The following is a 14392-nucleotide window of genomic DNA, read 5'->3' as shown; positions in this document are numbered from 1 at the left end:
AAACCAGGAATGCCAAAAAAAATACTTCAGCGCCGGTATCTTCTTCGGCGCCGAAGCATCACTGCTCCTCCAGAAATTCCTGGATGCTCTCGTCTTCTTTTCTTGTAAATTCCTCCGGGCTGATCTTCCCCTGGGCCAGATCCGGGAGGATGGTTCCCAGCGTCTCCTCCTGCAGGATGGAGTTCCATTTCACCTGGTAATTGGGGACAAGGACCGGGCCGCTCTTGTATGTCTCTATATAGTCCCGCTCTGCCTGGGTCAGGGAATCCGGACTCTGTTCAAACAGCTCCTCCCTCTGCTCCATGTTCATCTGCGTGCGCAGCTTCAGAAGCGCCGCCGCCCCCTCTTTGACTTCCTGGCTGTAGCTGGACACAATGGCCCAGCCAAATGTCTCAGGGGATGAGATCAGCCTGTTTTCCGGAAATGCCGAGAACCTTACTTTGTCCTGCCACTCTTCGGGAATCTGATCCATCATCCAGTATCCGTTGGGGATCATGGCTGCCTTCCCGGAGAAAAAATTCTCATAGGACACATCAAAATCCACATACAGCGCATCACCTGTGGTGTACTGAAACAGCCGCTCCAGCGTCCGGGCAATGCGCAGCCCGCTTTCGCCCTGATAGGTATCCGGGTAGAACTGCTGCATGAACTGCGCCCCTTCCTCCGTGGAGGCTGCCTCCGCCGTGGCAAAAAGCATGGGCGCCCAGGCCGTCCCCTCGGTATGAAGGGCCAGCGGAGTGATGCCGCAGCTCTCCAGCTTCTCGCAGCACTCCCAGAATTCCTCCCAGGTTTCGGGAAACTTCTCAATACCTGCCTGGGCAAACAGCTCCTCGTTCCAGAAGATCCCGGAACAGGAAAATGCCGCCGTACTGACAGGCCCCAGATAGATACTGCCGTCCTCCTCGCTACAGGACTCCAGCACCGACGGCTCGATCATCTCCATCCACTCTTCATCTTCCTTGATATACCCGGACAGTTCCTCGATCCTGCCATCCTGGATCATCGTATAATAGAAAGCGGGAAGCATCCGGAGATCCGTAATAACTGCCGGGAGGGTATCCGTCACATTCTGCCGTTTCAGGTTCTGCCGGTACTCTTCCTCCGTCTCCATGACCCACTCCACATCCGCCTGCCACTTCCCATCATACAGTTCATTGAATGCCTGGATCACATCCTCCTCATTTTTATTGCCTGTAGAGGAGTCCACGATCAGGATGACCGGGATGGACACCTCCTCCCCGCCTGCTTTTTCCTCTGTCTGCCTTCCCGCGCAGCCTGCGGCTGCCACTGAGAAAAGCAGGGAAACCGCTGCCGCCTGTATGACTCTTCCTTTAAATCTGTATCTGTTCCTGCTCATATGCCTCCTGCCCGTCTCCCCGGGGAATTTTGATCGTACAGCTTGTTCCATCTTCCTGTGCTCTGCAGTAAAAGGCTGCCCCGTCCCCGTACTTCAGTCTGAGCCGGGTCAGAATATTTACCACGCCGTAACCGTGCCGCTTATCCGGAAAGCAGTTTTTCATCTCTCCCAGAGGCAGCTTGTTCATTCCGTTGATCTTCTGCACCATGTCCGCCTCCATGGGGGTGCCGTTGTTGTACACCTCCAGGTACAGCTCCTCTTCTTCCTTCCACACGGTGATCCGGATCTGTCCTCCCTCAAATATATCCCGGAATCCATACTTTACTGCATTTTCCACAAGCGGCTGCAGGACCAGCTTCAGAACGGTTGTGTGGGCGGCATCCACCCGGCAGTCTACCTGGTAGGAGAAAAGATCTTTGTTTCGTATCTGCTGGATCTCCATGTAGCTCTTCACATTCTCCAGCTCGTCTTCCACAGTCACTATATCGTTTCCTTTGCTCAGCGACAGCCGCAGATATCTGGACAGGGCCTGGATCATCCGCATGGTCGTCTCTTCCTTGTTGATCCGCGCCAGCATATAGATCGTATCCAGTGTATTGTACAGAAAATGAGGATTGATCTGGCTGATCAGCATGTTCAGCTCCGATGTGCGCAGCTCTCTCTCCTGCTCCTTGATCTCCTCCAGCAGCCTCTGGATATTCCCGAGAAGTTCATTGTAGGAGTGACCGATCTCGTCCAGCTCTGTGTTGGTATGGAGCTCTATGGTCCGGTCAAAATTGCTGCCGTCAAATTCCGCCATGGCCGTCCGGATCTCCTGGATGGGCTTTGTAAATCTTCTGGAGAAATAAATACTCAGCACCGCGGCCACAGCCAGCACCACAAGATAGATCCCGGCCAGCACCAGGAAAACAGGGAAGATCCCCTGGTTCAGCACCCTGTCCGGCACAAAGGAAAAGACCGCCAGCCCGCTGGCCTCATCCCGGTACGCCGACAGAACGCCTCCCGGAACACTCTCCCCCTCCAGGATCATGCCGGCAGACCCGCTCCCGGCGATACGCTCCGCTATATCCGCCTGGCGCTTCTTACCCACGCTGAATTCCTCCGGAACCGAGAAAAAACAGAGCTGCCCTTTGGCGTCAATAATTCCAACCGCCGCCTCGCTTGTCAGCTCTCCACTTGTCCCTGTGATCCCCTCCAGAAACGCATCATCCATCCTGAAGAACAGCATCCCGGGGTCGTGGGCGTACTCCATGCTCCGGACATACCTTCCGATAAAAAGCGCTTCCTCCTCTGTTCCAAAAAGCGTATCTTTCGCCCAGAACCATTTCGTCCGGGCGTAGTCCGCTCCCAGATACTCCTGGAAACCGCTGTCTGTCACATCCTCAAAGGTTACATCTGAATAGGATTTACTGTATACGTTCCCTTTATTATCCACATAGCAGTAATCCGCGATGTGCTCCAGCCCCACATAGGCGAAATATTTACTCAGACCAATGCGGCTGACTTCCTCCAGCCCCTTACTGCGCAGGCTCTGCTGCACATCGTCATAGAGGACGCACTCTGCCGTCGCCTCGTCGCTCTGGCGGAACAGATTTTCCAGGCTGATGCCCATTCTCTCCGTCATAAACTCGTATTTTGCGATCACCGCCCGGGTCAGCCTGTTCTTCACATACAGGCCGGCCCCCAGGCTGGAGAGAAGAAGCGCAAGCCCCAGGAGCGCCGCCGTATACTTCAAATATTTTTTCTGTATGCCGGATACCTTCTCGTTTCTTTTCATATCGATTTCTGTCTATCCCTCGTACTCTTTCTTGTATTCGCTTGGGAGCTTCCCCGTGTACTGCTTGAACACATGGGAAAAATAGGACGGGTTGTGGATCCCCACCGCCTCACAGATATCTCCGATACTGCCTTTTCCTTCCTCCAGCAGCTTTTTGGCCTTCTCCATCCTCTGCTGGAGAAGATACTGCTTGAACGTCATGTGGAACGTATTTTTAAACACCCTTCCGAAATAGACCGGGTTCAGATAAATGTGGGAGGCCACAGATACAATGGACAGCTCCTCATCCCTGAGATGTTCCTCTATATAAGCCACTGCCTCTGACATGTACTCTTTAAAATATCTCGTCTCATCCTGCTTTGCGTCACTTTTTCTCACTTCAATGGCCGCGCACAGGATCCGGTAACAGACATCCACCATCTTTGCCGTGCCGATGGTTCCCAGATTATCGTAGTAGCCCCGGAACTTTTCCCGGATATCCTCTGACAGCCCGTAAGACGCCTGGAGCATGAGTTCCACTTTCAGCATCATCCGGTGGAGATGCTGCCGCTGCTGTTCCTCCTCGTGAGGCAGCCCGTAGACAAACTGGACAAAGGCCTCCTTCAGCTCTTTCTCACTGTTCCTGCGCACAGCGTTCACGATCAGATTGTCCACGTCCCCGCTTTCTCCGGCCGTCGCCGCCTGGTCCGGCAGCTCCACCCCCTCCGGGGAAGTAAAAGCACCCGCTCCGGACACACTGGCAATCTCGAACAGCTTCCGGGCTTCCACATAACTTCTTTTGATCCCGGCAATTCCTTTGTAGGGCTTGGATATGGCGGCTATAACCCTGCTCTGCTCCTCCTTTTTGATGTATTCCAGGAAGTGCTTCAGCTTTCCCACCGCCTCTTTGTCCGTGGTGCGGACGATAAAGGCGCTGCCCGTCTCCTCGCCGTCGGCCCGCCAGCAGAAATAGCGGCTCTCCAGCTCCTCTTCCAGCCTTTTAAGAAGCGCAAATCTGGCCGCTTCATAATCCAGGTAATCCGTGATCTTGTAGGCCACATCTATATCCGCGTACACAGTGATAAAGCGCTCCTCATTTCCAGGCATGTCTCCCAGCGTCCGGAAGACTTCTTCCACCTTTTCCTCCGGTAGCCTGTCCCGGACATAATTCTGCACAACCACCTGCTGAAAGCTGGTTCCATCCTGTACCAGCAGCTTCTCCCAGCTCTCATACCTGGCCTCCTGCTCCATCTGCTCCATGCAGGTCCGGTAGGCTGCCTCCATGGTCTCCCGCAGCTTCTCATCCTCAATAGGCTTCAGCAGATAAGCGAAGGCCCCCAGATCGCAGGCCTGCTGGGCATAGTCAAAATCCCGGTAGGCGCTGAGGACGATAAACATGCAGTCCATGTCCGTTTTCTGGATCTCCTCCATCACCATTAGCCCCGTGATCTGTTTCATCCGGATATCTGTCAGCACCACATGGGGCTTTGTCTCTTTGATCACCTCTATGGCCTGCTCGCCGCTCTGGGCTGAGCCCACTACCTTAAAACCCATGTCCGCCCAGTCGTAGGTGTCAAGCAGTCCCTGCAGCAGGATAGGTTCATCGTCCACGATCACAAGTTTCAATAATTTCATAAAAACCTCTTCTCCCAGGAGCGCCCGGCCAGCCCCTCCGCCGTCCGGTACACTGAGTCTATCTTATCATATCATCACGTACTATTTTAAGTCCTCCGGGAGAAAAACCTGTAACAAAAACTATACCTGGCATGCAAAAAATTAAACCTGTGTGTTTTCCAGACACAAAAAGAGCACTCCTTGAAAGATCTCTCCTCCAAAAAGTGCTCTTCTGCAGTCTCATTTCTTATATTTTCTATTTTTAGTACAACTTTGCTCCTGCCGGAATCTGGTCATCCACCGTCAGCAGGTTCAGCCCCTCATGTCCGTCATACTCGTACACCGCGCTGATCAGCATACCCTCGGAGTCAATGCCCATCATCTTCCTGGGCGGAAGGTTTGTAATGGCGATCGCTGTCTTTCCGACCAGCTCCTCCGGCTCGTAGTACTCGTGGATACCGCTCAGGATCGTGCGCTTCCGGTCTGTCCCGTCGTTCAGGGTGAACTTCAGGAGCTTCTTGCTCTTGGGGACCGCCTCGCAGGCCTCGATCTTCACGGCGCGGAAATCGGACCGGCTGAACGTCTCGAAGTCCACCATATCTTCAAACAGGGGCTCGATCTTCACCCTGGACAGGTCAAGAGCAGGAGCGGATACCGCCGCTGTCTGTGCCGGCGCAACGGACTGAGCCTCGTTGTTTGCCGCGTTCTTTGCGGCACCCTGACTCTTCATGGTCGGAAACAGGAGCACGTCCCTGATGGCCGCGGAGTCTGTCAGGAGCATGCACATCCTGTCAATACCGAAGCCAATTCCGCCTGTGGGCGGCATGCCGATCTCCAGCGCGTTCAGGAAATCTTCATCTGTATGCTCGGCCTCCTCGTCGCCTGCTGCCGCATTGGCATCCTGCTGGGCAAAACGCTCTCTCTGGTCAATGGGGTCGTTCAGCTCAGAGTAGGCATTGGCCATCTCCCAGCCGTTCATGAAGAACTCAAAGCGCTCCACGTAGTCCGGATCATCCGGCTTTTTCTTTGTGAGCGGTGAGATCTCGATCGGATGGTCTGTGACAAAGGTAGGCTGGATCAGGTGTTCCTCCGCATACTCCTCAAAGAACATGCTCAGAATGTCGCCCTTCTTATGACGCTCCTCATAGGCAATGTGATGCTCGTCCGCAAGCTTTTTCGCGTCCTCTGTTGTCTTCACCTCATTCCAGTCGATGCCTGCGTATTTCTTCACAGCATCCACCATAGTGATCCTCTCAAAGGGCTTGCCAAGATTGATCTCCACACCGTTGTAGGTGATGGTGGTAGTTCCCAGCACCTCCTGGGCCACATGGCGGTACAGGTTCTCGGTGAGATCCATCATTCCGTTGTAGTCTGTGTAAGCCTGGTACAGCTCCATCAGGGTGAACTCCGGGTTGTGTCTTGTGTCCAGTCCCTCGTTTCTGAACACCCGGCCGATCTCGTAAACTCTCTCCAGGCCGCCCACGATCAGTCTCTTCAGGTAGAGCTCCAGGGAAATACGGAGCTTGAAGTCCTCTCCCAGAGCGTTGAAATGTGTCTCGAAGGGTCTGGCCGCAGCGCCGCCGGCATTGCTTACCAGCATGGGGGTCTCCACCTCGAGAAATCCCTGGCTGTCCAGGTATCTGCGGATTGAGCTGATAATGTGGGATCTCTTGATAAATGTATCCCGCACCTCCGGGTTCATGATCAGATCCACGTACCTCTGGCGGTAGCGTGTGTCTGTGTTTGTCAGGCCGTGGAATTTCTCCGGCAGGATCTGAAGGCTCTTGGACAGGAGCTTCACCGCAGAGGCGTGAATGGAAATCTCGCCTGTCTTTGTCTTGAAGACCTCGCCCTCAATGCCCACGATATCGCCGATATCCAGCTTCTTGAACTCCTTGTAGGGCTCCTCACCAACGCTGTCTCTCGCCACATAGGACTGAATATTGCCGCTCTGGTCCAGAACATTACAGAAAGAAGCCTTGCCCATCACGCGCTTCTGCATGATACGGCCGGCAACGGACACGTGCTTGCCCTCCATCTCCTCATAATGATCTTTGATGTCAGCCGCATGGCATGTCACATCATACTTTGTAATCTTAAACGGGTCCTTCCCGTTTGCCTGGAGATCCGCCAGCTTTTCGCGGCGCACCTTCCTGAGCTGGTTCACATCCTGTTCCTGTACATTGTTCTGCTGCCTGGTCACTTTATTCACTCCTTCTTTTTCTTCTTATTCTTGTACTTATTCTGTACCTGTTCTCTTGCTATCTGTACTCTTATATCCGTATGGCTCCTTCGCCCAAATCCATCCGCCTGCGTCTGCCTGGTCTGACCTGATCCTGTCGCTTCCGGTCCGGTCAGCCCTCATCCGGCCTGCGGGATTTAGTTTAAATGGAGCGCTCGATCTTAAGTACCTTGTACACCAGTTCCCCTGCCTGCGTCTCCACAGTCACTTCATCGCCCTCCTCGTGGCCCAGAAGCGCCTGACCCACCGGGGACTCATTGGAAATCTTGCCCTGGAGACTGTTTGCCTCAGTGGAGCCAACAATCTTGAATTCCATCTCCTCCTCGAATTCCTCGTCGTAGACAGTCACTGTGCAGCCAATGCTGATCTTGTCCAAATTGACCTCATCCTCCACAACGACCTCTGCGTTCTTCAGGATCTTCTCCAGCTCCTCAATACGGGCCTCGATATCTCTCTGCTCGTCCTTGGCTGCATCGTACTCAGCGTTCTCGGACAGGTCTCCCTGCTCCCTTGCCTCCTTGATCTTTCCGGCAACCTCTTTCCGTTTTACAACCTTCAGGTTCTCCAGTTCATCCTCCAGCTTTTTCAGGCCTTCGTAGGTCAGAATTGTCTTTTTTTCTTCCATTTTGATCCTCTCCTCTTCCTGCTTACATTCTGTCTATTTTACAGAAGTTTTCTTCTGTTTAAGTCCACTTTCACAATTTCAATATTATACATAACGTCTTTTTCAATGTCAATACATTTTTCCCCTTAACTGTATACTTAATATATACGTAAGAAACGCAAAAAAGAACAGGGACACCACCTGATTGTGATGCCCTGTTCCCGCTTGATTTATACAGACGGACAAACCCTTTTTAATTTCTTTTATACCAGCCGTTCATGCAGAAGAACCTCCAGCTCCCCGTAGGTCTCCACCTGGTTGATCTCCTCCCGGAGCCGGGCCGAGCCCCGCAGCCCTCTTGTATACCAGGAGACATGGCTCCTCATCTCCCGGATGCCTGTGTACTCTCCCTTGTACTCCACCTGGAGACGGGCGTGTCGCAGCATCATCTCCCGGATCTCCCGGATGTCCGGCCTGGGCGGGATCTGCCCTGTCTCGTCATAGCTCTTCAGCTCGCGGAAGATCCACGGGTTCCCCCTGGCTCCCCGTCCGATCATGACGCCGTCGCAGCCGGTCTCCTCCATCATCCGCAGGGCGTCCTGCACACATGTCACGTCCCCGTTGCCGATGACCGGGATGCGGACCGCCTCCTTCACCTGGCGGATGATATCCCAGTCCGCCTGCCCGGAGTAGTACTGCTCCCTTGTCCGCCCGTGGACAGCCACTGCCGCCGCCCCCGCGTCCTCGATGATCCTGGCGATCTCCACCGCATTGACGCAGGTGTCGTCAAAGCCCTTCCGTATCTTGACTGTCACCGGCTTGCGGATGGCCTTCACTGTCCGGGACACGATCTCGTGGACGAGGCGGGGCTGCTTCATGAGGGCAGAGCCCTCCCCGTTCTTCACCACCTTGGGCACCGGGCAGCCCATGTTGATGTCCAGGATCTGAAAGGGCAGCTCCTCTATGGCTTTGGCCTGCTCGCTGATGACCTCCGGCTCGGAGCCGAAGAGCTGCAGGGATACCGGGTACTCCTCCGGGTGAATGGAGAGGAGGGCCTTTGTGTTCCTGTTCTTGTACTGGAGCGCCTTGGCGCTGACCATCTCCATGCACAGAAGTCCCGCCCCCTGCTCTTTGCAAAGCAGACGAAATGGCAGGTCTGTCACGCCTGCCATCGGTGCCAGCACATAGGGGTGCTCGATCGTGAGTGTTCCTATCTTCAGCTGTCTTCTCTCTCCCATGTCCTGTGTATCCTTTCTCCCGTCCGATCTTTCTTGGTCTATCCCTTCTCTAGGCATCCTTTCTCCCGTCCGGCCTCCTGCTGCGGAACCGGTTTCTCTCATAGACCAGCCGCAATCCCTCCAGCGTCAGGATGGGATCATAGATGTCAATGCTCTCCGTGGCCGCAGCCAGGATATTGCCCAGTCCGCCTGTAGCCACCACCCTGGCGTCCGTATAGCCGGACTCCTTTTTCATCTGGCTGATAATGTACTCTGTCTGTCCGATGTAGCCATAGACAAGTCCGGCCTGCATGCTGGACACAGTCTCCCTGGCCAGGATGGTCTCGGGCTTACGGATCTCGATCTCCGGAAGCATGGCCGCATCCCCCCAGAGAGCCCTGGCGGAGGTACGGATACCGGGCGCTGTGACCCCCACGGCAAAGGTGCCGTCCGGCTCCACCAGATCGTAGGTGGTGGCAGTTCCGAAGTCCACCACAATGACCGGCCCGCCGTAGAGATAGTAGGCGGCCACCGCGTCCACGATACGGTCCGCTCCGGTCTGCCTTGGATTTTCCGTAGCCACCCGGATGCCTGTCTTGATCCCAGCTGACACGATGATCGGCTTCCGGTCAAAGTACTTGATAATGCAGCTGGTCAGAGAGTGCATGATATCCGGCACAACAGAGGCGATAATGATATCGTCCACGTGATCCGGATCCTCCCCCTGGTTGCGGATCAGCTCACGGATGGCGATCCCGTACTCGTCCGATGTGCGGGGCAGCTTTGTGGTCATACGGAATTTGGCCACCAGCTCCTCCTCACGGAAAAGTCCCATTGTAAAGTTTGTGTTTCCCACATCGATTGCAAGAAGCATCTGTCCTGTTTCCTCCTTACTCCCCTGGCGGGGCTGTTCTTATACCTGCTACAGATCCAGGTCCTCTCCCATAAAAAACACTCTGTAGTAGAGCTGGAGGGACTGGAGCAACTCCGCCTTCTCCTGCTGGAGCTGCTTGATCTTCAGCCTGCTCCCGATCTCGTCGAACATGGCATCCCCCTCCGCGGATGTGACCTCAAAGCACAGGTCCCCGTTCTCCTCGTAGACAAGGGTCAGGATGCCTCCCACGTCGTGGACATAGAGGACGCACATGATCTTCAGCTCGTCCTTTACGTGATCCGGAAGCTGCTCAAAATCCGGGTTCAGATAATATTTTTCCTCGTATGAATTGGCTCCGCAGAGCACGATCTTTCCATTATACATATCCATAAATTCCTCTCACAGAGACCTCCCCCGCAAAGACGGCCTCCCTGCTGCCGTCCTCCTTCCGCACGAGGAGCTCTCCCCTGTCATTAATGCCAAAGGAGAGGGCATTGTACTCGTGTCCCGGCTCCAGGACCCGCACCTGCTCTCCCACATTCACCAGCAGCTCATTGTAGGCCTCCCGCATCCCGGACAGGTCATTTGTCCCCAGGAAGCGGCTGTAATTGTCCTCAAAGCGCTCCATCACCGCGGCTATGAGGGGCCCCCGAAGGAAGCTCCTGCCCGCCTCCAGCATAAGAGAGGTGGCCCTGTCCGCAATGTCCTCCGGAAAGGAGGGCTGGTTCACATTGATCCCCACGCCGATGACGATATAGTTGATATAGTCCATCTCCGCGCTCATCTCCGTCAGAATGCCGCAGAGCTTTTTCCCGCCTGCCACAATGTCATTGGGCCACTTAATGCGGGCATCGATGCCGGTCTTCTCCCGGATGGCTTCCGCCACGCTCTGGGCCATGACAAGGGTCAGCATGGGGGCGTCCGAGGGCCGGATGTCCGGCCTGAGGAGAAGCGACATATAGATGTCCCTGCCCGGCGGAGAATCCCAGCTGCGTCCCCGGCGTCCTTTTCCTGCCATCTGCCGGTCCGCCACCGCCAGGGTCCCGGCGGGAGCCCCCTCCTCACCCAGTCTCTTGGCCTGGGTGTTGGTGGAATCCGTCTCGCGAAAATAAGAGACATTCCGCCCTGCCCACTCAGTGGAGATCCTGCTCTCGATCTCCGCCTGTGACAGTATGTCCGGGCTCTCGCTCAACCGATATCCCCTGTTGCGGACTGCCTCTATCTGATAGCCTTCTTCCTTCAGCTGTTCTATTACTTTCCAGACAGCAGTTCTGGAAACATGGAACTTTTCGCAGATCTGCTGTCCGGACACATATCCTTCGCTCTCCCGGAGCATGGATAAAATCTCAGTCTTCTTCATATCCCACTTAATCACCGAGGGTGGCGACCATGATGGCCTTGATGGTGTGGAGACGGTTCTCCGCCTCGTCAAACACGACGGATGCCTCGCTCTCGAACACGTCCTCGGTTACCTCTTTTCCTTTATTTGCCGGCAGGCAGTGGGAGAACAGTGTGGTAGACTTGCCTGTCCTCTTCATGAGCTCCGCGTTGACCTGGTAGGGCAGCGCCAGCTTGGTGCGCTCCTGCTCCTTCTTCTCCTCTCCCATAGAGAACCATACGTCGGTGTAGAGCATATCTGCTCCCTCCACAACGTCCAGCTTGTCGGAGACCTCCACAGTGGAGCCGGCTGCCTGCGCAAAGCCCTTGCATGTCTCCACCAGCTTCTCGTCCGGCCAGAGCTCCTTCGGCGCTGCCACGGCCACGTTAACGCCCACCTTGCTGCAGCCCACCAGAAGGCTGTTGGCCACGTTGTTGCGTCCGTCGCCCAGATAGACGATCTTCAGCCCCTTGACATGTCCAAAATTCTCCTTCAGCGTCAGCAGAGTGGCCAGGCACTGGGTGGGATGCCACTGGTCTGTCAGTCCGTTCCACACCGGCACGCCGCTGTACTCGGCCAGAGCCTCCACAAAGGACTGCTCAAACCCGCGGTACTCGATACCGTCGAACATGCGGCCCAGAACCCGGGCTGTGTCCTCTATGCTCTCCTTCTCCCCCAGCTGGAGCTCGCTTCCCGCCAGGTAGGTGGCTGTGGCCCCCTCGTCCTGGGCTCCGATGGTGAAGGCACACCGGGTTCTGGTGGACGGCTTCTCGAAGATCAGGGCAATGTTCTTTCCCTTCAGGCTGTCGCCTTTAATTCCCTTTTTCCTCTTCTCCTTCAGCTCCTCCGCCAGGTCCACCAGATACATGATCTCCTCCGGTGTAAAGTCAAGTAATTTCAAAAAGCTTCTTCCTTTTAAATTCATTTTATATACATTCCTTCCTGCTGTCAGTGTATACACCCTATAATCATGCATACAAATGCATAAAAATGAGGTGTACCGCTTTCATCATAGCACTTTTGTATATTTTATTCAAGAATTTTGTATATTTATGCTTTCTTTTCTTCCTTTCCGTCCGAGGCGCCCACCTCTGCCAGGGATTTCACCAGGCCGGCAATTCCCTGGATCTCGGAGGGGATGATGATCTTGGTGGCCTTTCCGTCAGCCGCCTTCTCAAACGCCTCCAGGCTCTTGATAGTGAGGACGGACTGGTCTGCGCCCGCCTCCTTCAGGAAGCGGATACCGTCGGCATTTGCCTGCTGCACCTTGAGGATGGCCTCCGCCTGTCCTTCTGCCTCCCGGATGGTGGCCTCCTTCTCTGCCTCTGCTTTGAGGATAGCTGCCTGCTTCGCGGCCTCGGCGTCCAGGATGACGGACTCCTTCTTACCCTCCGCCACGAGGATGGAGGATTTCTTCTCACCCTCTGCCCGGAGGATGGCCTCACGTCGCTCACGCTCCGCCTTCATCTGCTTCTCCATAGCGTCCTGGATGGCTGCCGGCGGGATGATGTTTTTCAGCTCCACCCTCTTCACCTTGATGCCCCAGGGATCTGTAGCCACGTCCAGAGTAGCCCGCATTTTCGTGTTGATAGTCTCCCTGGATGTCAGCGTCTGGTCCAGCTCCAGGTCACCGATGATGTTTCGCAGCGTGGTGGCTGTCAGGTTCTCGATAGCCATGATAGGATTTGCCACGCCGTAGCAGAACAGCTTCGGGTCTGTGATCTGGTAGAACACAACGGTATCGATGCGCATGGTAACGTTATCCTTTGTGATCACAGGCTGGGGCGCGAAGTCCACCACCTGCTCCTTCAGATCCACACGCCTTGCCACCCGCTCGATGAACGGGATCTTGAAGTGGATGCCCACTCCCCATGTAGCCTGGTAGGCTCCCAGCCGCTCAATGACGAGCGCCTTTGACTGCTGTACTACCTTGACACAGGATATGAGTATCAGTACGACAAAAATCAAGAGAATAATTCCAACAACTGCCCCCAACATATTACAGTTCCTCCTTTTTCTTTACAATCAGTTTCACGCCCTGCACTCCTTCTACAGAGACGATCGTGTCCTTCGGGATGACTCCCTCCGGTTCATCCGTCCTGGCGGACCAGGTCTCCCCGTCCACCTCCACCAGTCCCTGGCTCTTTATCGTGTCGATGTCCTCCAGGACCACGCCCTGGCGCCCGATCATGCTCTCCACGTTGGTGCTCTGCCGCTTGTTGTTGAAATACTTCAGCGCGATGGGGCGCGTCAGCACAAGAAGCACAACTGACACCACCAGGAACAGGACGATCTGCGTGATGATCCCGAACCCCAGTATACCTGCCAGGAAGGCTACCAGCGCGCCTGCGGCAAACCAGATAGTGGTCAGTCCCAGGGTGGCTATCTCGATGACGAGCAGCACGATAAAGATGATGATCCAGTAAATTGGCGACATGCTTCTCCCTCCTTCTCTTCTAGCTTTCTATACTGCTTTTATCTCTTATTCTCCTCTGCCTGCCCGCCTCGAACATGAGCACAGTGGAAGCAATGGCGACATTCAGAGACTCTACCTCTCCCTCCATGGGGATGCGGATCCAGGTGTCCGCCAGCTCTGCCACCTCCCGTCGCAGGCCGTTCCCCTCATTTCCCATAAGAAACGCGCACCCGCCTGTGTAATCCTCCTCATCGTAGGCCCTCTTTCCCTCCAGGTGAGCGGCAAAGGTCCGTATCTTCTCCTGTTTCATCTGCCACAGAAGCTCCGGCACATCATCCACATACAGACAGGGCATCCGGTAAATGGAGCCCATGGTAGACCGGATAGTCTTCGGGTTGTACAGATCCACACAGTCCCTGCCAAGAAAGATGCCTGTCACCCCCGCTCCCTCTCCGGTGCGGACGATGGTGCCCAGATTGCCCGGGTCCTGCAGATTGTCCAGGACCATGAGAAGAGGCATTTTCCCACTTTCGTCCGGCCGCAGCAGCTTCTCCCGGGACACCCCCGGCATCCTCCCTGCCACGCAGAGCACTCCCTGGGGCGTCTTTGTGTCGGACACGTATCCAAAGACATGGTCGGAGAGGATCTCCGGTCTGACACCGGCCTGGCCGGCCTTTCTGTCCGCCAGCTCCCGCTCTCTCCCGTAAAATGTCTCCGATACGTAGAGCTCCCGCAGCATCTCCCCCGGGATCTCCCGGAACATGCGCAGCCCCTCCGCCAGAAAAACCTGCTCCTCATCCCTGGCTCTTCTCTTTTTTCTGAGTGTGACCAGTCTCTTCACTTTTGGATTTGCCGTGCTCGTGATCATGCTGCCTTCTCTCCCCCGCGGTGTTTTCCGGGAAGCCCACAGGGCTCTCCCTCCAAAATAGTAATA

At 55.3% G+C, this 14392-nt stretch carries 13 protein-coding genes; all 13 read right to left on the bottom strand.

Going from position 1 to position 14392, the window contains the following annotated elements:
• Positions 1 to 58: 58 nt before the first annotated feature.
• Complete coding sequence (locus NI21_RS0109280) at positions 59 to 1357, bottom strand: ABC transporter substrate-binding protein (protein ID WP_033125961.1); 1299 nt, start codon at positions 1355 to 1357, stop codon at positions 59 to 61.
• Positions 1332 to 3134 (bottom strand): sensor histidine kinase, encoded by a 1803-nt coding sequence (locus NI21_RS0109275; protein ID WP_033125960.1) that lies wholly within the window; start codon positions 3132 to 3134, stop codon positions 1332 to 1334. The genes NI21_RS0109280 and NI21_RS0109275 overlap by 26 nt, the downstream gene beginning before the upstream one ends.
• Positions 3135 to 3146: 12 nt before the next feature.
• Positions 3147 to 4748 (bottom strand): response regulator, encoded by a 1602-nt coding sequence (locus NI21_RS0109270; protein ID WP_033125959.1) that lies wholly within the window; start codon positions 4746 to 4748, stop codon positions 3147 to 3149.
• A 241-nt stretch (positions 4749 to 4989) separates the two neighbouring features.
• Positions 4990 to 6930: a lysine--tRNA ligase gene (gene lysS, locus NI21_RS0109265; RefSeq protein WP_033125958.1), complete on the bottom strand. Its 1941-nt coding sequence runs from the start codon at positions 6928 to 6930 to the stop codon at positions 4990 to 4992.
• A gap of 181 nt (positions 6931 to 7111) precedes the next feature.
• Entirely contained in the window at positions 7112 to 7594 is a 483-nt protein-coding gene (greA, locus tag NI21_RS0109260; RefSeq protein WP_033125957.1) for a transcription elongation factor GreA, read from the bottom strand.
• A gap of 242 nt (positions 7595 to 7836) precedes the next feature.
• Complete coding sequence (dusB, locus tag NI21_RS0109255; RefSeq protein ID WP_033125985.1) at positions 7837 to 8811, bottom strand: tRNA dihydrouridine synthase DusB; 975 nt, start codon at positions 8809 to 8811, stop codon at positions 7837 to 7839.
• A 49-nt stretch (positions 8812 to 8860) separates the two neighbouring features.
• Entirely contained in the window at positions 8861 to 9664 is an 804-nt protein-coding gene (locus tag NI21_RS0109250) for a type III pantothenate kinase (RefSeq protein ID WP_033125956.1), read from the bottom strand.
• A 48-nt stretch (positions 9665 to 9712) separates the two neighbouring features.
• The gene (locus tag NI21_RS0109245; protein ID WP_033125955.1) at positions 9713 to 10048 is read right to left on the bottom strand and encodes a DUF6145 family protein; all 336 of its coding nucleotides are present in this window, start codon (positions 10046 to 10048) and stop codon (positions 9713 to 9715) included.
• Positions 10041 to 11024 carry a biotin--[acetyl-CoA-carboxylase] ligase gene (locus NI21_RS0109240; protein WP_033125954.1) on the bottom strand — a complete coding sequence of 328 codons (984 nt, stop codon included), beginning with the start codon at positions 11022 to 11024 and terminating at the stop codon, positions 10041 to 10043. Before NI21_RS0109240 ends, NI21_RS0109245 begins: the two co-directional genes overlap by 8 nt.
• A gap of 7 nt (positions 11025 to 11031) precedes the next feature.
• Positions 11032 to 11967 carry an ornithine carbamoyltransferase gene (argF, locus tag NI21_RS0109235; RefSeq protein WP_033125953.1) on the bottom strand — a complete coding sequence of 312 codons (936 nt, stop codon included), beginning with the start codon at positions 11965 to 11967 and terminating at the stop codon, positions 11032 to 11034.
• A gap of 125 nt (positions 11968 to 12092) precedes the next feature.
• The gene (locus NI21_RS0109230) at positions 12093 to 13040 is read right to left on the bottom strand and encodes an SPFH domain-containing protein (protein WP_033125952.1); all 948 of its coding nucleotides are present in this window, start codon (positions 13038 to 13040) and stop codon (positions 12093 to 12095) included.
• A 1-nt stretch (position 13041) separates the two neighbouring features.
• A complete protein-coding gene (locus NI21_RS0109225; RefSeq protein WP_033125951.1) occupies positions 13042 to 13479 on the bottom strand; it encodes an NfeD family protein in 438 nt (145 codons plus the stop codon).
• Between the two features lie 19 nt (positions 13480 to 13498).
• Positions 13499 to 14326, bottom strand: coding sequence for an RNA methyltransferase (locus NI21_RS0109220; protein WP_033125984.1), 828 nt, complete (start codon positions 14324 to 14326; stop codon positions 13499 to 13501).
• Positions 14327 to 14392 lie beyond the last annotated feature (66 nt).

The organism is Eubacterium sp. ER2, from assembly GCF_000765215.1.
In the GTDB taxonomy this organism is placed as follows: domain Bacteria; phylum Bacillota; class Clostridia; order Lachnospirales; family Lachnospiraceae; genus Claveliimonas; species Claveliimonas intestinigallinarum.
This window is presented reverse-complemented; position numbering and strand designations above follow the sequence as displayed.